Raw genomic sequence first — 18,796 nt, forward strand, 5'->3', positions numbered from 1 at the left:
GCCCCTCCGTCCGAAGTCCTAAGCCCAAAGCCGACTTGAACTTCACGCGGGCGTCAACTTCTAGCGTGACGGCATGACGAACCGCACGAACCGTACCGGTGGCGCCCTCCCCGCCACCCACCACGAAGTCCGCCTGACCCGGCGCCCGCAGGGTCCGCTCACCGACGATCTGTTCGAGGTCGTCGAGGTGCCGGTGCCCGAGCCGAAGGCCGGGCAGGTGCTCGTACGCAACACCACCATGGCCGTCGCCGCCGTCATGCGGACACTCATGGACGAGGACACCACCGTCCCGATGCCGTCCTTCGTGCCGGGGGAGCCGCTGTACGGGTCGGCCGTCGGTGAGGTGGTCGACGCGCCCGGTACCGACTTCGCCCCCGGCGACCTGGTGGAACACAACTTCGGATGGCGGGAGTACGCCCTGGTGGACGCCGCCGGGGCGCACCGCCGGGACCGGCACCTGCTGCCCGACCCGGCCGCCTACCTGTCGCAGGGACCGACCGCCTACATGGGTATCGTCCGGGGCGCCGAGGTGCGCGCGGGCGACACCGTGTTCGTGTCCGGCGCGGCCGGCGGGGTCGGGTCGCTGGCCGGCCAGATCGCCCGGCTGCGCGGCGCCGGGCGGGTCATCGGCAGTACGGGGTCGCAGCGCAAGGCCGACCACCTGGTCGGCGAGCTGGGGTACGACGCGGTGGTGATCCGCGGCGCAGGCCCGATCGAGGAGCAGCTGCGCAAGGCCGCACCGGACGGTGTCGACGCCGTCTTCGACAACGTGGGCGGTGAGCAGTTGCAGGCCGCCGTCGCGCTCGCCAACCGCGGCGCCCGTATCGCGCTCGTCGGTGCGCTCTCCCACCAGCTCTCCGGCTCCGGCGGGGACACCACCGGGATCGACACGCTGTCCCTCGTGGCGCGCAGCATCACCCTGCGCGGCGTCGCGCTCTACGACCACTACGACCTGGTCGCCGAGTGGAACGAGGTGTTCGGGCGCGGCCTCCGGGACGGCACGCTCACCTTCCCGCACGCGCGACTGCACGGCATCCGAGAGGCCCCGGTCGCCCTGCGGGAACTGGTCGAGGGACGGCACCTGGGGGCCGTACTCGTGGAGTTGTGAGCAGCCTCCCCGTGGCGCCGGCCGTCGGTGGGCGCCGGACCGACGACGTACGGTCTGAGGGAGTTGACGTACGCAGCGGGGCACCACCGACCGGGCCCCGGCGGGGGAGGACCGGATGCGCATCGGGGACGCCGCGGCCGCGGCGGGTATGACGGCCAGGGCACTGCGCTACTACGAGGAGCAGGGGCTGGTGATCACCCGGCGTACGCCGTCGGGGCACCGGGTGTACGAGCCGGAGGACATACGGCGGCTGCGCACGGTGCGCGAACTGCTCGACGCCGGACTGACCGTGGGCGACATCCGGTCGTTCGCTCCGCTCCTCGACGCGCTGCCGCCCGACGGCGTACCGGAGGTCTTCTTCGCATGGGACCGCGCCCCGGGCGGCGAGGGGGACAGCCCGGCGGGCGGCGCGGCGGACGGCGGGCCGGGACACTGCCGTACGGCGGAGGAGGTGGCCCGCCGCCGGCTGGCCGACCTGGACGCCCGGATCGAACGGCTGACGCGGCTACGCGGACGGCTGGCCCGGCGACTGGGGGAGCCGGCCCGGGAGCCGGGGCGCGTGGCGCCGTACGGGAGGGCGTTGCGGGAGTGAGGCGGGCGCGCCCCCCCGTTCACCGCGTCAGCCTCCGCTCCCGGAGCCAGCCTTCGCGCACAAGGGCAGCGCCCGCTCACAGCGTCAGCCCCCGCGCCAGCACGTCCATGGCCCGGCCGACGACGGTCCCGAGATCGTCCCGCCGGCCTTCCTCGGCCCAGTTCAACAGCGCTTCCTGGAGGGCCGCCAGGACCGCCGTGGCGACCACCCGGACCTCCAGGTCGTCAGGGGAGCGGCCGGTCCGTTCCGCCAGTACGGCGCTGATCATCGCGCTGTCCCGCGCGGCGTTCTCGGCCGTACGGCCGCGGATCGCGGGCACCTCCCGGACGAGCCGGACGCGCCGGACCAGATCGGTGCGCTCCTCGGCCGAGAGCCGCCGCAGCGCCTCGACGGCCACATGCCGCAGCGACTCGGTCATCGGCTCGCCGGCGGGCCTGGCCCGCAGCCCCTCCTCCAGGAGCGGGTCGTACTCGTCGGTGAGCACGATGTCCTCCTTGGTGGGGAAGTAGCGGAAGACCGTGCTGGGGGAGACGTCGGCGGCCTCGGCGATCCGGCCGACGTGGGTCGCCTCGTATCCCTGCTCCTCGAAGAGCCGGTAGGCGGCCCGGCGGATCGCCTGCCGGGTCCGGATCTTCTTGCGCTCCCGCAGTCCGACCTTGGCGGTGCCGGGCTGAGCGGCGGGTTTCTGTACTGGGGCCATGGACGTCATTGTCGGCCGGTGACCGTTGCTCCCGGATGCGTCAGGGGTGTCGCTCCCGCGGTGTTCCTTGATATCTCCTTGTTTGTCAGTGGTGTGTGTAACGCTTCAACAAGGGCAAGGTCACTGTCAGTGATGCCTGGAGGGGGTGTTGCGGGTATGCGTACCGCGATCGATGTGTTCGCCGTGTTCGCGGCAGCGCTGTGCGTCGGAGGGTTCCTCGTCGGTGGCACGGCCGCGGTGGTCGCGCTGGTCCTGGCCGGGGTGGCGGCCCTGGCATGGCAGGTGGCCGCGGCTTCGATGCCACGGCCACGGACAGGCGCGGGGACCGCGCGCCGGCGCGGGGGCGCCGGCGCGCGTGGCGCCGGCGGTGTCGCGGGCGGCGCGGGTGCCGCGCCGGGCGCCTCAGGCGTGCGAATAGGCGACCAGTGAGATGCCGACGTAGTGCACCACGAACGCTGCCAGGGTCAGGGAGTGGAAGACCTCGTGGAAACCGAACCACCGAGGTGAGGGGTTGGGGCGCTTGATGCCGTAGATGATGCCGCCGGCGCTGTAGAGGACACCGCCGACGATGACGAGGACGAGTACGGCGATGCCGCCCTTGCGCAGGAAGTCGGGGAGGAAGAAGACGGCCGCCCAACCCATCGCGATGTAGCAGGGTGTGTAGAGCCAGCGTGGCGCGCCCACCCAGAAGACGCGGAAGGCGATCCCGGCGAGGGCGGCCGCCCAGACGGCCCACAGGAGCGCCTGGCCGCGGCCGCCGGGGACCAGCAGCATGGTCAGCGGGGTGTAGGTGCCCGCGATGATCAGGAAAATGTTGGCGTGATCCAGCCGCCGCAGCAGGGCGCTGGTGCGCGGGCCCCAATTGCCGCGGTGGTAGAGGGCGCTGATGCCGAAGAGCAGGCAGGCGGAGAGGGTGTAGACGGCGCAGGCGATCCGGCCGCGGGTGCTGTCGGCCAGGGCCGTGAGCACCACACCGGAGATGAGGGCGGCGGGAAACATTCCCGCGTGCAGCCAGCCCCGCAGCTTGGGCTTGAGTGGTGCGGCCATGGTGGCGACCGCGGATGCTGCGTCGGCGGCCGCGCTGGTCACGGGCGAAGTGCGGCTTTCGGCGGCGTCGGGCGCGGAAGTCATGGCCGCAATGCTACCTACGCAACCGTAAGTTACGGATCGGTCCGGAAGTGGTGACGGTCACGAGAACCTCCTCTGGACAGATGCGGATCGGGACCGGATGATCAAATGAGTGCGGTCGGCACCGGATGAGCGGTCGCGAAGCATCCGGGTCGCAGCCCCCAAGGGGCAGGCAACGTCAGAAGCGGGCTCTGCCGGCATGTGAGCGGACAGTGGTCCGACCAAACCCTCATCTAGGAGCGATCGTGGCGCGCGACAACGCGGCTCCCTCCCCCGTACCGACCAACCACCAGGAACTGATCTCCTGGGTCGACGAGATCGCAGCCATCACCCAGCCGGACCGCGTCGTGTGGTGCGACGGCTCGGAGGCGGAGTACGAGCGCCTGTGCGCGGAGCTCGTCGCGAAGGGCACCTTCACGAAGCTGGACCCGGTCAAGCGCCCCAACTCGTACTACGCCGCGTCCGACCCGTCGGACGTGGCCCGGGTGGAGGACCGCACCTTCATCTGCTCCGAGAAGGCGGAGGACGCCGGCCCGACCAACCACTGGAAGGCCCCGGCGGAGATGCGCGACATCTTCACCGGTGAGCAGGGCATCTTCCGCGGCGCGATGCGCGGCCGGACGATGTACGTCGTCCCGTTCTGCATGGGCCCGCTCGGCTCCCCGCTCGCCGCGCTCGGCGTGGAGATCACCGACTCGGCGTACGTCGCCGTCTCGATGCGCACCATGACCCGTATGGGCCAGGCCGTCCTGGACGAACTGGGCGAGGACGGCTTCTTCGTCAAGGCCGTGCACACCCTCGGAGCCCCGCTGGCCGACGGCGAGGCCGACGTGCCGTGGCCCTGCAACTCCACGAAGTACATCTCGCACTTCCCCGAGGACCGCGAGATCTGGTCCTTCGGTTCCGGCTACGGCGGCAACGCCCTGCTGGGCAAGAAGTGTTACGCGCTGCGCATCGCCTCCGTCATGGCGCGCGACGAGGGCTGGCTCGCCGAGCACATGCTGATCCTCAAGCTCACTCCGCCGCAGGGCGAGGCCAAGTACGTCGCCGCCGCCTTCCCGAGCGCCTGCGGCAAGACGAACCTGGCGATGCTGGAGCCCACGATCTCCGGCTGGACCGTCGAGACCATCGGTGACGACATCGCCTGGATGCGCTTCGGCGAGGACGGCCGCCTGTACGCGATCAACCCCGAGGCCGGCTTCTTCGGCGTCGCGCCCGGCACCGGCGAGCACACCAACGCCAACGCCATGAAGACCATGTGGGGCAACTCGGTCTTCACCAACGTCGCGCTGACCGACGACGGCGACGTGTGGTGGGAGGGCATGACCGAGGAACTGCCCGCGCACCTGACCGACTGGAAGGGCAACGACTGGACGCCGGAGTCCGGCACCCCGGCGGCCCACCCCAACGCCCGCTTCACCGTCCCGGCCGGCCAGTGCCCGATCATCGCGCCCGAGTGGGAGGACCCCAAGGGCGTGCCGATCTCGGCCATCCTCTTCGGCGGCCGCCGCGCCAGCGCCGTACCGCTGGTGACCGAGTCGCTGACCTGGCAGCACGGTGTCTTCCTCGGCGCGAACGTGGCGAGCGAGAAGACCGCGGCGGCCGAGGGCAAGGTCGGCGAGCTGCGCCGGGACCCGTTCGCCATGCTGCCGTTCTGCGGCTACAACATGGGCGACTACATGGGCCACTGGATCAAGGTCGGCGCCGACAAGGACCAGGCGAAGCTGCCGAAGATCTACTACGTGAACTGGTTCCGCAAGGACGAGTCGGGCCGCTTCGTGTGGCCGGGCTTCGGCGAGAACAGCCGGGTGCTGAAGTGGATCGTCGAGCGCCTGGAAGGCAAGGCCGAGGGCGTCGAGACGCCCATCGGCATCCTGCCGACGAAGGAGGCGCTGGACACCGACGGCCTCGGTCTGGACGACGCCGGGCTGGACTTCCTGCTCACCGTCGACAAGGACGTGTGGCGTGAGGAGGCGGCGCTCATCCCCGAGCACCTGAACACCTTCGGTGACCACACGCCGAAGGAGCTGTGGGACGAGTACCACGCGCTCGTACGCCGCCTGGGGTAGTACGGCGAAACGGTCCGGCGCAGACGCAGACGCGAAAGCGGACGCAGGCGCGCGCCGGACCGCCACGATCGACGGCCGGGGCCGCGTGCACGAACACGCGGCTCCGGCCGTCTCTTTCTCCTTGGTCCCCGCCCGGCGGCCCGTCGCTCAGACCGTCGCCAGCTCCTGACCCGCCGCACGGGCCTCGTGAGTCTCCATCCGCTCCGCCGCCAGTGCGGCGGCCGCGGTGTCGGCGCGCGAGGTGGCGACGGCCAGGGCGCTCCCGGCCAGCATCCGGGCCCGCCGGTGCAGCCGGGGTGCGCGGGCCGGGTCGCCGCCGCCGGTGGGTGCGGCCCGCAGCGGGTACGCCCCGCCGCGCAGCCGCGTGACCTGCTCGGCGATGCGCTCGGCGGCGTCGTCCAGCGCGGGGTCGGGCGCGGTGGCGCGCAGCTCGTCGGTGACGGTGAGCAGCGCGGTCAGATGGCCGGCGAGCCGGATGTCCAGTTCCTCGGTACGGGAACGGTGCGGGACCTCCCGGTCGGCGGCCATGGAGTGGACCGACTTGGTGCGGATCGGTTCGTACATGGGACGGCCTCCTGGCAACGCTCAACGGCTAGGAGACCATCCTAGCTTAGACAGTGTCTAAAGTTGTGATCCGTACAGTCGGAGTGCGGCGTGGTGTGCCCCGGGGCGCGGCCCCCGGGGCACGCCCGGGCGCGCTCAGTACTGTCCGTAGCCGTCCAGGAACCTGCCGATGCGGGTCACCGCGTCCGTCAGGTCGTCCTTGTTGGGCAGTGTGACCAGGCGGAAGTGGTCCGGCTCGGGCCAGTTGAAGCCCGTGCCGTGCACGATCATGATCTTTTCGGCGCGCAGCAGGTCCAGCACCATCTGCCGGTCGTCCTTGATCTTGTAGACCTTCGGGTCCAGCTTCGGGAAGGCGTACAGCGCGCCCTTCGGCCGGGTGCAGGTGATCCCCGGGATCCGGGTGAGCAGGTCGTACGCGGTGTCCCGCTGTTCCAGCAGGCGCCCGCCCGGCAGCACCAGGTCGTTGATCGACTGGTGGCCGCCGAGGGCGGTGGCGACGGCGTGCTGTGCGGGCATGTTGGCGCACAGCCGCATGTTGGCCAGGATCGTCAGACCCTCGATGTAGGAGGCCGCGTGCGCCTTGGGGCCGCAGACCGCCATCCAGCCGCTGCGGTAGCCCGCCACCCGGTAGGACTTCGAGAGCCCGTTGAAGGTCAGGGTCAGCAGGTCGGGGGCGAGGGCGGCGAACGGGGTGTGGGTGACGCCGTCGTAGAGGATCTTGTCGTAGATCTCGTCGGCGCAGACGATCAGGTTGTGCCGGCGGGCGATCTCCGCGATGCCGCGCAGCAGCTCGTCGTCGTACACGGCGCCGGTCGGGTTGTTCGGGTTGATGACGACGATGGCCTTGGTGCGGTCGGTGACCTTGCGCTCGATGTCGGCGAGGTCCGGCATCCAGTCCGCCTGCTCGTCGCAGCGGTAGTGCACCGCCGTACCGCCGGACAGCGAGACCGAGGCGGTCCACAGCGGGTAGTCCGGGGCCGGTACGAGCACCTCGTCGCCGTCGTCCAGCAGTGCCTGCATCGACATCTGGATCAGCTCGGAGACGCCGTTGCCGAGGTAGACGTCGTCGACCGACAGCTCGATGCCCTTGGTCTGGTAGTGCTGCATCACCGCGCGCCGGGCGGAGAGCAGGCCCTTCGCGTCGCCGTAACCGTGCGCGGTGCCGACCGTGCGGAGGATGTCCTCCAGGATTTCCGGCGGGCACTCGAATCCGAACGCCGCCGGGTTGCCGGTGTTCAGCTTGAGGATGCGATGACCCGCCGCTTCGAGCCGCATCGCCTCCTCAAGGACCGGACCCCGGATCTCGTAGCAGACGTTGGCGAGCTTCGTTGACTGGATCACCTGCATGTCAGCCACCATACGGGCGCGTAACACGCCCCGCCTGGTGTTTTAGTTCACGCCGGGGGAGCCGGAGGTGTGGGGTTGCTCACCCGGTGTCATGGCGGGCGGGGGCGCACGGGCGCGTAGGTGAACGGCCTCCGCGGCTCGCGCGCCGGCGGTACGCTCCGGGGCACACGACCACGGGGGCGGCATGGGGGTGACATGGCGGCATCCGCACCGCAGCGTCTCGCGCTGCTCAACGACGAGCCGGTGGACTCGGCCGGCACCGACCTGCTGGGCGCGGGCCGCGCCGCCGAGCAGCTCGCCGATCTGCTGATCGCCTCCCGCTCCGCCACCCCCTTCACGCTCGCCGTCGACGCCGGGTGGGGCATGGGCAAGAGCAGCCTGATGCGCCTGGTGGACGCCGAACTGACCTCGGCGCCCGAAGTGCACACCGTCTGGTACAACGCCTGGACCTCGACCGGCGCGGACGCCCTGGAAGGGCTGATCAAGTCGGTGCTGATGCGCTTCGACCGCAGGCTGCTGCGGCGGGCGCTGCACCGGGCCTCCGAACAGCGGGCGCTGCTGCGCGTCCTGCGGGCACTCGCCACCGTGGCGGCCGGCCCGCTGGGCGCCGCCGGGCTGGTCGACGAGCTGTGGAGCCATCTGTCCGTCAACTCCCAGGCGCGCAACGAGATGCGCGACGCGATCCGCGACCTGGCCCAGGAGTGGGCCGAGAACGCGGCGTACGCGCCGCGGCGGATGCTCGTGGTCTTCATCGACGACCTGGACCGCTGCTCCGAGGAGACGGTGCTCGCGGTGTGCGAGGCGGTCAAGGTCTACCTGGACGTGCCGGGGCTGGCGTTCGTCATCGGCTGCGACCGTTCGGCGATGGGCCCGAGCGGTCTGCTGCGCGACCTGTCGCCCGCCGGCACCACGTTCATGGAGAAGATATTCCAGACCAGTTACCGCATCCCGGTGGCCGACGGCCAGGGCGTACAGGAGTACATCAAGTGGTGCGCGCGCACCGCCGGTATCGAGCAGCTGCTCGACGAGCCGCTGGTCGAACTGCTCGCCGAGCGCTCGGCCCGCAACCCCCGCCGCATCAAACGGCTGGTCAACGGCTTCGTCCTGGAGGCCACCCTGAACCCGATGTGGGCGGATCACCCGCCCGAGGCGGTGCTGCGCACCTTGCTGATCCAGTACTTCTACGCCGACTTCTACCGGATGATGACGAGCCCGCCGGGGGCCGACGCGGGCGACGTGATCGCGGACTTCTGTACGTACCGGAGGGTGCGGACGTTGTTGCGGGCCCCGGGGAACGTCCCCGAGGAGGAGCGGCCGTTGGTGAACGCCTTCCTGGAACAGCGTGACGTGGCGCCCGATCCGGTGAACACACGCGCGGCGCTGGAACGCCTGGAGCGCGAACTGCCCACCGTCTTCCCCGGCATGGTCACCGACCCCGGCTTCAACTCGCTGCTCGACGGCCTGCTCGGCCTGCCGCGCTCCGGGGAACTGGTGCGCAGGCTGCGCGAGGGCGCGCCGTCGATGGTGACGCTGCCGCGGCGGGAGCCGGCCTCGGTGACCGACGTGCCGTCCGTACGGGCCGGTGTGTACGGGCCGGAACCCGGCACGATCGACTACGGGCCGCCCATGCCCGCGGCCGCCATCGAGCCCTTCACCAGCCGTACGATCCTCTGGGTCGACGACCATCCCGAGAACAACGTCACCCTGGTCGCCTGGTTCCGGGGGGAAGGGGCGGTCGTGGAGACCGCCATCGACTCCCGGTCCGCCGACGCCGCCATCGCCGCCCGGACGCCGTCCCTGATCATCTCTGACATCGCCCGGGGCTCGGACGGCCGGGCCGGATTCACCCACGTGGAGTCGCTGCGCCGGGAAGAGCGCTACACCGGCCCGGTCGTCTTCTACGCCGGCCGGGTCACACCCGCCCGTCAGGAAACCGCCCGCGCCCTGGGCGCACTGGGCGTCGCTGCGGACGGCGACGAGCTGTTATGCCTGGTCAGACGCGCGTTCGCCGCACCGACCGCCCCGCCAGCACATTCGTCCGCCGCCCGTCCTCGATGACGAACCGTCCGTCGATCAGGACGTGCGGGATGCCCGTCGGCAGCGTGCGCGGCGCATCGAAGGTGGACCCGGCGCCGACCGTGTCCGGGTCGAAGAGGACCAGGTCGGCGCGGTAGCCCTCGCGGACCAGGCCGCGGTCGGGCAGCCGCAGCCGGGCGGCGGCGCGCGAGGTCAGGTGCGCGACGCACTCCTCCAGCGGCAGCACGCCCAGCTCCCGTACGTACGTGCCCAGGTACTTCGGGAACGTGCCGTACGCCCGCGGGTGCGGTTTGTGGCCCTGGAGGATGCCGTCGCTGCCGCCGGTGTGCACGCGGTGGCGCATGATCGCGCGGACGTTCTCCTCGTGGCCGACGTGCTGGAGGATCGTCGAGCCGAGCCGGTCCTCGACCAGCAGCCGCCGGGCCGTCGTCCACGGCTCCTCGCCGCGCTCCCGCGCCGACTCGGCCACCGTCCGGCCGACGTACCCCTCCAGCGCCGGATGCGAGACGCCGGAGATCTCGATGGTGTCCCACTCGATCGGCACGCCGTGGCAGCCGTCCGCGCCCTCCACCTCCATGACGTGCCGGATGCGTTCGGCCGCCGCGTCGTCCCGCAGCCGGTCCACAACCGCGTCCGGCCCGCCCTCGCTCGCCCAGCTCGGCAGCATGGCGACCAGGGTCGTGCAGCCGGGGGTGTACGGGTACGTGTCGAGGGTGATGTCGGCGCCGGACTCCAGGGCGCGGTCCAGGAGGGCGAGGAGTTCGGGGGCACGGCCCTTGTTCACGCCGAAGTTCATGGTGGCGTGGGCGAGGTGCAGGGCGCAGCCCGCCTGCCGGGTCAGGCCGATCATCTCCTCGTACGCGCCGAGGGCGCCCGCGCCGTACGAGCGGTGGTGCGGGCAGTAGTAGCCGCCGTAACGCGCCACGACCCGGCACAGTTCGGCGAGTTCGGCGTCGTCCGCGTACATGCCGGGCGTGTAGGTGAGGCCGGAGGACAGGCCGACGGCGCCCTGCTCCAGGCCCTCGGCGAGGAGCTGCCGCATCCGGGCGGTCTCGGCGGGCGTGGCCGCGCGGTCGTCCCAGCCGAGGGCGAGCATACGGACCGTGCCCTGCGGGACGAGGTACGCCGCGTTGACGGCGATGCCCTGCCCGTCGAAGCCGTGGTCGAGGCGGTCGAGGTACTCGCCGACCGTGCGCCAGCTGAAGTCGATGTCCGAGCCGTCCCCGTTCCAGCCGGTGATCTGCGCGCGGACCTCGGTGAGCGTACGGTCGTCGACCGGCGCGTACGACAGGCCGTCCTGCCCGATGACTTCGAGGGTGACGCCCTGCGCCGCCTTCGCCTCGTGCGACGGGTCGCGCAGCAGCGCCAGGTCGCTGTGCGCGTGCATGTCGATGAAGCCGGGGGAGAGGGCCAGGCCCGCGCCGTCCACCACGCGGGGGGCGCTGGGGCGTGGCCCGGAGTCCGTCTCCCGGCGGATCTCGGCGATCCGGCCGCCGGAGAGGGCGACGTCCGCCCGGTAGGAGGGGGTGCCGGAGCCGTCGATGACGCGTACGTCGCGGACCACGGTGTCCATGACCGAACTGCCTTTCCTGTCAGACACAGGCTCTGATCCGGGCCGCGCCGCGCGGCCAGGGTGATCGGGCCCCGCTCCGGTGACGGGGGGATGCACCGGAGCGGGACCCGGGCGCGCCCGGGGGCGCGCCGGCCGGGGGCGGGGGTGCCCCCGGCGTCCGGCGCGGGACTCGGGGGTGGTGCCCCGCGCCGGAGTCTGCGGCCCTCGAAGGGGCCACGGGTCCGTCAGAAGAACGTACGGACGTAGTCCACGACCGTGCCGTCCGCCTCGGCCACCGGGATCAGCTGCCACTTGTCGAAGGACGTGCACGGGTGCGACAGGCCCAGCCCGACCCAGTCGCCGACCTCCAGGTCACCGGCCCGTTCCGTGGTGACCCAGGCGTGCTGGTCGGACAGCTTGGTGACGGTGACGCCGTCCGCGGGCCGCTCGCTGCCGTCCCGGCCGGACCGTACGGCCTGGGCCCGCGGCAGATCGAGGTCGTACGCCGCGTCGCGCTTGCCCGCGTTCAGGAACGCCTGCTCCGGGGTCGGGCGGGAGACGACCTGGGACCAGAGCCGGAAGGCGGGCTGGAGGGCACCCTCGTCGGGGACGCGGTTGAAGGGTGTCAGGCGGCGGTAGTGGCCGTCGTCGTGGGAGACGTACGCGCCGGAGCGCAGCAGTTTCAGCAGCGGCCGGGACAGCTCGGGCGCCTCGTCGAAGACCTCGGCGACCGCGTCGAACCAGGCGCTGCCGCCCGCGCTGAGCACGATCTCGTCCAGGTCGGCGAAGCGCCCGGCCCGGTCGAGGGTGACGGTGAGCGCGAGGAGGCGGCGCAGCCAGGCCGTCACCCGCTCGTGCGTCGCGTCGGGCACCTCGCCCTCGTACCCGGCGATGCCGACCAGGCGCAGGGTGTCCACGCCCGCCACGGCGTCGGCCAGTTCGACGCATTCGGTGTCGGTGCGGGCGCCGGTACGGGCGCCCTCGCCGGCCGCCAGCTCGATGACCACGTCCACCGGGCGGGTGGCGCCGGCCTCGCGCAGCGCGGCGTCCATCAGCTCGATGCCGCGCAGCGAGTCGATGTAGCAGACGCAGCGGAAGCCGGGGTCGGCGTCCAGTTCGGCGGCGAGCCAGCGCAGCGCGGCGGCGTCGACGACCTCGTTGGCGAGGAAGATCCGCTGGATGCCGTAGGCGCGGTAGACGCGGGCCTGGTGGGGGACGGCGGCGGTGATGCCCCAGGCGCCGCGGGCGAGCTGGCGGGCGAAGAGCTGCGGGGCCATGGAGGTCTTGCCGTGCGGGGCGAAGGCCAGGCCGTGCCGCTCGGCGTAGGTCTCCATCAGCGCCAGGTTGTGTTCCAGCGACTCGGCGGACAGGGCGAGGACGGGGGTGGTGAAGCCGCCGGTGAACAGGTTGCGGCGGTCGGCCGCCAGCTCGCCGACGGTACGGCCTTCGGCGTCCGGGGGCAGCCCCTTGAAGCGGTGGTCGACCCGCTCGTCCGCGAGGGTCCTCGCGCGGCGCTCGGCGGTGGCTGCGTCGGCGCCGGGGGCGGCGCCGGTGGCGCTGCTGTCGGCGTGGGGCGCGGCGGCCATGGGGCCTCCTCAAGTCCTTGTTGCATTCTCTGCAACACCCATTGCGCATATCGCTTACTGCTGTCTAACATCCGAGCCATCGCCGGGTCAATGGTGCGTAACACGTCGCGGAACGGCTCAACGAGCCCGTACGCAAAGGAGTGCAGAAGATCGTGACCACGTCCAGCACCGTCAGCGCCGAGGGCAACGACGCGCCGGACGGTCCCGCGCCCGCCCGGACCGACGCGCCGGACGGCACCGCGCCCGCCCGGCCGCAGTCCGACGCCGTAGACGTCGTCTGCCTCGGCGAAACCATGGTCACCTTCATGCCCACCCGGCCAGGCCGACTCGCCGACGTGCCCTCCTTCGAGCGCGGCATCGGCGGCGCCGAGTCCAACGTCGCCTGCGCCCTCGCCCGCACCGGCCACCGCACCCGCTGGATCTCCCGGCTCGGCGCCGACGGCTTCGGCGACCACGTCCGCGACACCGTCGCCGCCTGCGGCGTGGACGTCTCCCACGTCCAACGCGACCCGCACCGCCCCACCGGCGTCTACTTCCGTACGGCCGGCGAACGCGCCACCGGTACGGAGACGGCGGCCGGCGAAGCCGAGGTGGCGTACTACCGCGCCGGATCCGCCGCCTCCGCCATGTCCCCCGCGCTGCTCGACACCGACGCCCTGCGCGACACCCGCGTCCTGCACCTCACCGGCATCACGGCAGCCCTGTCCGACAGCTGCCTCGGCGTACTGCGCACCCTCACGGCCCCGGCCCCCGGACGCCCCCTCGTCTCCTTCGACGTGAACTACCGCGTCGGCCTCTGGCGCGACCGCACCGTACGCGGCCCCGAACTCCTCCTCGACCTCGCCCGCGGCTGCGACCTGGTCTTCGTCGGCGAGGACGAGGCCGCGGCCGCCTGGGACCTGCACGGCCCCGACGCCGTACGCGACGCCCTGCCCGAGCCCCCCGTCCTCGTCGTCAAGCAGGGAGCCGACGGTGCCACCGCGTACGCCCGCCAGGCCGACGGCACCGACACGGTCACCACCGCCCCCGCCCTCACCGTCGACGTCGTCGCGCCCGTCGGCGCCGGAGATGCCTTCGCCGCCGGATTCCTCTCCGCCACCCTCCGCGACCTGCCCGTCTTCACCCGCATCCGGCACGGCCACCTGATGGCCGCCGCCTCCCTCACCGTCTCCGGAGACGTCGGCACACCCCCGTCCCGCGAGCTCGCCGACCGCCTTGCGGGCCTCGACCCCGCCGCCTGGGGGAGACTGCGACTCGGCCCCGGCTGGACCACCGACGGTGACGCACCCACTGACCGCAGCAGCGGCACCACCAGCCATGGGGTGCACAACCCACGGGTGGAGGTCCGTACACGATGAGTCAGACAGTCGACCGCGCACTGAGCATCCTGCCCCTGCTGGCGGAAGGCCCGGCCAACCTCGAACAGGTGGCGGGCCGTCTCGGCGTACACAAGTCCACCGCCCTGCGCCTGCTGCGCACGCTCCACGAGCACGGCATGGTCTACCGCCAGAGCGACCAGCGCTACCGCCTCGGCGCCCGGCTCTTCGCCCTCGCCCAGCAGGCCGTGGAGAACCTCGACGTACGCGAGATCGCCCACCCCCACCTCGTCGAGCTGAACGAGAAGTGCGGGCACACCGTGCACCTCGCGGTGTACGAGGAGAACGAGGTCCTCTACATCGACAAGGTCGAGAGCCGCTACCCCGTACGGATGTACTCGCGCATCGGCAAGCCGGTCGCCATCACCGTCGCCGCCGTCGCCAAACTGCTCCTCGCCGACCTGCCCGAGCCCGAGCGCCGCGCGCTCGCCGAAAAGCTCGAATACCCCCTCTACACGTCCCGTTCGACACCCCACGCGCAGGCCTTCCTGGCCGAGCTGGCCAAGGTGCGCGAACAGGGCTGGGCCACCGACCTCGGCGGCCACGAGGAGTCCATCAACTGCGTCGGGGCCCCCATCCGCGGCGCGGACGGCCGGCTCGTCGCCGCCATGTCGGTCTCCGCGCCGAATGTCGTCGTCACGGCCGAGGAACTCCTCACCCTGCTCCCGCTGGTACGCCGCACCGCGGACGCCATCAGCCGGGAGTACTCAGGAAACGCCCCCGTACCCGACACGCACGACCAGAAGGAAGCCCGCCCATGACCGAGAAGACCGCCCTCACCCCGGCCACCCACACCACCCCGCCCGCCAAGTTCTCCCACGGCGTCAAGAAGGGCAACATCCTCCAGGTCGCCGGCCAGGTCGGCTTCCTGCCCGCCGTCGAGGGCCAGGCCCCCACCCCGGCCGGGCCCACCCTGCGCGAGCAGACCCTCCAGACCTTCGCCAACGTCAAGGCCATCCTCGAAGAGGGCGGCGCGACCTGGGACGACGTGATGATGATGCGCGTCTACCTCACCGACACCGGCCACTTCGCCGAGATGAACGAGATCTACAACGCCTACTTCGAGGCCGAGGGCCTCAAGGAGGCGCCGGCCGCCCGTACGACGGTGTACGTCGGCCTCCCCAAGGGCCTGCTCATCGAGATCGACGCCCTCGCGGTGCTGGGCTGACCAGGGCCTCCCCTTGCCGTTACCGCCGCTGAACCCGCCGCACGGCACGGCGCCCCGCACGCCCGGGGCGCCGTGCCGCGGTCCCCCCTGCCTGGAACTTCCCTGTCCGACAACGGAGTCGTCACATGATCCATGCTGACCACGCTGCCCTCGCCGCTGCCGCGGCCCCCGCCGCACCACCGACGCCACCCCACACCGGCGGCCTGCTCGCCCTCATACCGGGCACCCCCGGCCTCCTCACGGTCGCCGCCCTCGGCATCCTCCTGCTCCTCTTCCTCATCATCAAAGTCCGCCTCCAGCCCTTCGTGGCGCTACTGGGCGTCTCCATAGCCGTAGGCCTTTCCGCGGGCCTCTCCGTCACCGAACTCTTCGGCACAGTCCAGAAATCCAGCCTCCCCTCCCTCATAGAGAGCGGCATGGGCGGCATCCTCGGACACGTCGCCATCATCATCGGCCTGGGCACCATGCTCGGCGCGATCCTCGAAGTCTCCGGCGGAGCGGAAGTCCTGAGCGTGCGCCTGCTGGGCGTCTTCGGCGAACGCCGCGCGCCCCTCGCCATGGGCCTCACCGGCCTCATCTTCGGCATCCCGGTCTTCTTCGACGTGGGCATCTTCGTCCTGGCGCCCATCGTCTACGCAGCAGCCAAGAGGAGCGGCAAGTCCATCCTCCTCTACTGCATGCCCTTGCTCGCCGGCCTCTCCATGACCCACGCCTTCCTCCCCCCGCATCCCGGCCCGGTCGCCGCGGCAGGTCTCTTCAAGGTGGACCTCGGCTGGATCATCCTCATGGGCGTCGTCTGCGGCATCCCCGCCGTCCTGGCCGCCTGGGGCTACGCCGCGTGGATCGGCAAGCGCCTGTTCGTCCCCGTACCGCAGGACATGGTCGAAGCCGCGGAGGAGGCCCGCGCCGCGGTGATCGCCGAACAGACCGCCGCAGGCGTCGAGCCCCGCGAAAAGCCCGTCGCCCTGGGCACCGTCCTCACCATCATCGGCGCCCCCCTCGTCCTCATCCTCCTCGCCACCTTCTCCTCCATCACCCTCTCCCCCTCCACTCTCCGCTCCGTCGTCGAATTCTTCGGCAACCCCTTCGTGGCCCTGACCATCGCCCTGCTCCTGGCCTACTACCTCCTCGGCATCCGCCGCGGCTGGTCCCGCAAGTCCCTGGAAACCGTCTCCACCGCGTCCCTCAAGCCGGTCGGCAACATCCTGCTGGTGGTGGGCGCGGGCGGCATCTTCGGCGCCGTCCTCAAGGGCAGCGGCGTCGCCGACGCCCTCTCCGACACCTTCCACAACGTCGGCCTGCCCGTGATCCTGCTCGCCTGGCTGGTCTCCGTGGTCCTGCGCGTGGCCCAGGGCTCGGCCACGGTCGCCATCGTCACCACGGCCGGCATCGTCCTTCCCCTGGTGGAGGGCCAGGGTTTGCCGCAGGCCCACCTCGCCCTGATCATCATGGCCATCTCGGCCGGCTCGATCTTCGCCTCCCACGTCAACGACGGCGGCTTCTGGATGGTCGCCAAGTACTTCGGCATCTCCGAACGCGACACCCTGAAGTCGTGGACGGTCCTGGAGACGGTGCTGTCGGTGGTGGGGTTCGCGGTGGCGGCGGCGGTGAGTCTGGTGGTGTAGTTCAGCTTCTCCCACGGCCGAGTCCCGCCAGCAGCGTGTGTTCCTGCTCGTCGGAATCACCGAAGGTCGTGGCCGTACAGCCGTGGGTCCGGGCGACGCGCTGCTGAAGCGCGCGGCGCAGTGCCTCGTCATGAGCGAGCCTGCACCAGTGATGCACGAGGCAGATCGTGGCCCGGCGCCCCGCTTGGGCGCGCATCGCCTCGACAAGCGCCGAGAATTGCGGCCGCGTGGTGCTGAGAGCGTTGTCCCCCCGGTCAACCCACAGCCCCGCGATCTGCCAGCCATGGCGGTCGGCGTAGTTGACGCAGCCGGAAAGACGTAGATCGAGGATGGCGCTGGACCGCGTCGCGTTGCGGTCGTAGATGAAGACGAGCGGAGACGAGGTAGCTGTGTTCACCCCGTGAGCTTCGTGCTTTGCGACTCGGATCTCGATACCCGGCCGGTAATCTCACGGTGGGATGACTTTCCATCCCACCGTGAGCACGAGGGGCGCCGATGGTGACGGCGATGGTGCCGGTCGAATTGCCGGACTGTGCCTGGCAGCACGCGGATGTACGCCAGGCGTTGAGATCACGAGACATCGGCGCTGTGTTCCGTCATGTGCAGCAGTACGGTGGCGCCAGCCAGGCCCGTATCGCCATGGCGGTGGGCATGACGCAGGCACGCGTCAACGAGGTCATCAACGGGCGCCGTGAAGTGGCACGCCTCGACGTGTTCGAGCGGGTCGCCGACGGACTGAGCTTGCCGGATGACGCACGCCACCTGCTCGGCCTGGCGGCGGGTCGGAAACGCCGTGCTGGTGGCCCGGCCTTCGACCTGGCGTCGTTCCCCGAAGTGGTCCGCGTTTACCCAACACAGTCGGCAGCGGCGCAGGACATTCGTGAGCAGGCGCGTACCGCGTCGGAGTGGGACGTACTGGCCGTACGCGGACTCGGCCTCATCGGTCTGAAAGACTCGCTGCTGCGCCCTTGCCTGACCCGGCCGCAGGAAACGTCCCCGCGCGTGCGGGTTCTCCTGCTGGATCCCGCGGCACCTGCACTGGCGCGCCGGGCGGCAGAAATCGGTGAGTCGGCGGAATCATTGGCCGGCGGGGTACGACTCGCCGAGGCGCGGCTACGAGAACTTGCCGACGGCGGTGACGTAGCGGTGTACCGGTACAGGTCCTTGCCCACATGGCGGATCATCCGACTGGACTCCACCATGTTCGTGTCTGCTTTCGATTCCGGATGGGAAGGACACGAGTCCGCGACATACAAGGTGGTGGAGACGCCGCACGGTCCGCTGTTCCGTGGCTTCCGGCGCATGGTGGAAACGACCGTGGCCGACGGTGAACGTACGGTATGACAACTGGGGGCAGGGCCATGATCGAAGCCGAGTTGAAAGCGCACGTGCGCGGACCTGCGGTGGTGCAGGAGCGTCTGGAGCGGTTGGCCGCCGGGCGTGACGAGGTGTATCGGGACACGTATTTCGATACCTCGGGCGCGAATTTGGAGGCGGGCGACCGGGAGCTGCGGCTCCGTACCGTGGACGGTCCGGACGGAACGCGGTCCCTGCTGACGTACAAAGAAGCGCGAGTCGACGAAGGGTCGGGGTCGAAGCCGGAGTACGAGACGGCTATCGGCGACCCGGCAGCCGTCCGGGCCATGCTCAAGGGGCTCGGATACATCGAGGTGATCGCCTTCGAGAAGCGCTGCCGGAACTACGAGTTCACCGCGTACGGCCGGCCGATGCTCGCCACCCTCGTCCGCGTTCCGGAAATCGACGGGACGTACGTCGAGTTGGAGACGCAGGTGGCGGGTCGAGGAGAATTGCGCGACGCTCTGGGGGACGTGCGGGCGGTGCTCGCTCGGTTGGGGATCGGAGAAGGCGACCTGACCGCCGAGTTGTACACCGACGCTGTACGGGCGCGGCGTACCCGGGAATCCTGACGGCCGGGCCCGCCGC

General features: G+C 71.2%; 18 protein-coding genes. 11 read left to right on the forward strand and 7 right to left on the reverse strand.

The genetic code is table 11. From position 1 onward, the window contains the following. Positions 1–73 precede the first annotated feature (73 nt). Together ACZ4Z1_RS34135 and ACZ4Z1_RS34140 are read left to right on the forward strand one after the other, a co-directional pair. Entirely contained in the window at positions 74–1,108 is a 1,035-nt protein-coding gene (locus ACZ4Z1_RS34135) for an MDR family NADP-dependent oxidoreductase (protein WP_468490539.1), read from the forward strand. Between the two features lie 115 nt (positions 1,109–1,223). After that, positions 1,224–1,700, forward strand: a complete 477-nt coding sequence (locus ACZ4Z1_RS34140; RefSeq protein ID WP_468490540.1) for a MerR family transcriptional regulator — start codon at positions 1,224–1,226, stop codon at positions 1,698–1,700. 76 nt (positions 1,701–1,776) lie between these two features. Here ACZ4Z1_RS34140 and ACZ4Z1_RS34145 read toward each other — a convergent pair whose 3' ends face one another. Further along, positions 1,777–2,409, reverse strand: coding sequence for a TetR/AcrR family transcriptional regulator (locus ACZ4Z1_RS34145; protein ID WP_468490541.1), 633 nt, complete (start codon positions 2,407–2,409; stop codon positions 1,777–1,779). A gap of 147 nt (positions 2,410–2,556) precedes the next feature. On the opposite strand from ACZ4Z1_RS34145, the gene ACZ4Z1_RS34150 reads away from it, so the two are divergent. Beyond that, positions 2,557–2,829 carry a hypothetical protein gene (locus tag ACZ4Z1_RS34150; RefSeq protein ID WP_468490542.1) on the forward strand — a complete coding sequence of 91 codons (273 nt, stop codon included), beginning with the start codon at positions 2,557–2,559 and terminating at the stop codon, positions 2,827–2,829. Here ACZ4Z1_RS34150 and trhA read toward each other — a convergent pair. After that, the gene (gene trhA / locus ACZ4Z1_RS34155; protein ID WP_468490543.1) at positions 2,803–3,531 is read right to left on the reverse strand and encodes a PAQR family membrane homeostasis protein TrhA; all 729 of its coding nucleotides are present in this window, start codon (positions 3,529–3,531) and stop codon (positions 2,803–2,805) included. The genes ACZ4Z1_RS34150 and trhA overlap by 27 nt on opposite strands. Before the next feature lie 242 nt (positions 3,532–3,773). Between trhA and ACZ4Z1_RS34160 the strand changes: the two genes are divergently transcribed. Next, the gene (locus ACZ4Z1_RS34160; RefSeq protein WP_468490544.1) at positions 3,774–5,597 is read left to right on the forward strand and encodes a phosphoenolpyruvate carboxykinase (GTP); all 1,824 of its coding nucleotides are present in this window, start codon (positions 3,774–3,776) and stop codon (positions 5,595–5,597) included. A gap of 147 nt (positions 5,598–5,744) precedes the next feature. On the opposite strand, the gene ACZ4Z1_RS34165 is transcribed toward ACZ4Z1_RS34160, so the two are convergent. Both ACZ4Z1_RS34165 and ACZ4Z1_RS34170 read right to left on the reverse strand, forming a co-directional pair. Further along, entirely contained in the window at positions 5,745–6,161 is a 417-nt protein-coding gene (locus ACZ4Z1_RS34165; protein ID WP_468490545.1) for an SCO4983 family protein, read from the reverse strand. Positions 6,162–6,296: 135 nt separating this feature from the next. Continuing rightward, positions 6,297–7,508, reverse strand: coding sequence for a pyridoxal phosphate-dependent aminotransferase (locus tag ACZ4Z1_RS34170; protein WP_468490546.1), 1,212 nt, complete (start codon positions 7,506–7,508; stop codon positions 6,297–6,299). A gap of 195 nt (positions 7,509–7,703) precedes the next feature. On the opposite strand from ACZ4Z1_RS34170, the gene ACZ4Z1_RS34175 reads away from it, so the two are divergent. Further along, on the forward strand, positions 7,704–9,566 hold the full coding sequence (locus ACZ4Z1_RS34175; RefSeq protein ID WP_468490547.1) for a P-loop NTPase fold protein: 1,863 nt from the start codon (positions 7,704–7,706) through the stop codon (positions 9,564–9,566). On the opposite strand, the gene ACZ4Z1_RS34180 is transcribed toward ACZ4Z1_RS34175, so the two are convergent. Both ACZ4Z1_RS34180 and ACZ4Z1_RS34185 read right to left on the reverse strand, forming a co-directional pair. Further along, positions 9,502–11,118, reverse strand: coding sequence for an N-acyl-D-amino-acid deacylase family protein (locus ACZ4Z1_RS34180; protein ID WP_468490548.1), 1,617 nt, complete (start codon positions 11,116–11,118; stop codon positions 9,502–9,504). The two genes, ACZ4Z1_RS34175 and ACZ4Z1_RS34180, sit on opposite strands and share 65 nt — an antisense overlap. Positions 11,119–11,342: 224 nt before the next feature. Further along, positions 11,343–12,683 carry an amino acid deaminase gene (locus ACZ4Z1_RS34185; RefSeq protein ID WP_468490549.1) on the reverse strand — a complete coding sequence of 447 codons (1,341 nt, stop codon included), beginning with the start codon at positions 12,681–12,683 and terminating at the stop codon, positions 11,343–11,345. Between the two features lie 152 nt (positions 12,684–12,835). Here ACZ4Z1_RS34185 and ACZ4Z1_RS34190 point away from each other — a divergent pair, with 152 nt between their 5' ends. The 4 genes from ACZ4Z1_RS34190 to ACZ4Z1_RS34205 all read left to right on the forward strand — a co-directional run bounded on the left by ACZ4Z1_RS34190 (position 12,836) and on the right by ACZ4Z1_RS34205 (position 16,852). Then, positions 12,836–14,041, forward strand: coding sequence for a sugar kinase (locus tag ACZ4Z1_RS34190; RefSeq protein ID WP_468490550.1), 1,206 nt, complete (start codon positions 12,836–12,838; stop codon positions 14,039–14,041). Beyond that, positions 14,038–14,820, forward strand: coding sequence for an IclR family transcriptional regulator (locus ACZ4Z1_RS34195; protein ID WP_468490551.1), 783 nt, complete (start codon positions 14,038–14,040; stop codon positions 14,818–14,820). The genes ACZ4Z1_RS34190 and ACZ4Z1_RS34195 overlap by 4 nt, the downstream gene beginning before the upstream one ends. Beyond that, on the forward strand, positions 14,817–15,227 hold the full coding sequence (locus tag ACZ4Z1_RS34200) for a RidA family protein (RefSeq protein ID WP_398750909.1): 411 nt from the start codon (positions 14,817–14,819) through the stop codon (positions 15,225–15,227). Before ACZ4Z1_RS34195 ends, ACZ4Z1_RS34200 begins: the two co-directional genes overlap by 4 nt. Positions 15,228–15,352: 125 nt before the next feature. Continuing rightward, on the forward strand, positions 15,353–16,852 hold the full coding sequence (locus ACZ4Z1_RS34205; protein ID WP_468490552.1) for a GntP family permease: 1,500 nt from the start codon (positions 15,353–15,355) through the stop codon (positions 16,850–16,852). Position 16,853: 1 nt separating this feature from the next. On the opposite strand, the gene ACZ4Z1_RS34210 is transcribed toward ACZ4Z1_RS34205, so the two are convergent. Continuing rightward, positions 16,854–17,249: a recombinase family protein gene (locus ACZ4Z1_RS34210; protein ID WP_468490553.1), complete on the reverse strand. Its 396-nt coding sequence runs from the start codon at positions 17,247–17,249 to the stop codon at positions 16,854–16,856. A 98-nt stretch (positions 17,250–17,347) separates the two neighbouring features. Here ACZ4Z1_RS34210 and ACZ4Z1_RS34215 point away from each other — a divergent pair, with 98 nt between their 5' ends. Both ACZ4Z1_RS34215 and ACZ4Z1_RS34220 read left to right on the forward strand, forming a co-directional pair. Continuing rightward, a complete protein-coding gene (locus ACZ4Z1_RS34215; RefSeq protein ID WP_468490554.1) occupies positions 17,348–18,196 on the forward strand; it encodes a helix-turn-helix domain-containing protein in 849 nt (282 codons plus the stop codon). 17 nt (positions 18,197–18,213) lie between these two features. Then, positions 18,214–18,780, forward strand: a complete 567-nt coding sequence (locus ACZ4Z1_RS34220; protein ID WP_468490555.1) for a class IV adenylate cyclase — start codon at positions 18,214–18,216, stop codon at positions 18,778–18,780. Positions 18,781–18,796 lie beyond the last annotated feature (16 nt).

This window comes from Streptomyces sp. NPDC030165 (assembly GCF_055573595.1).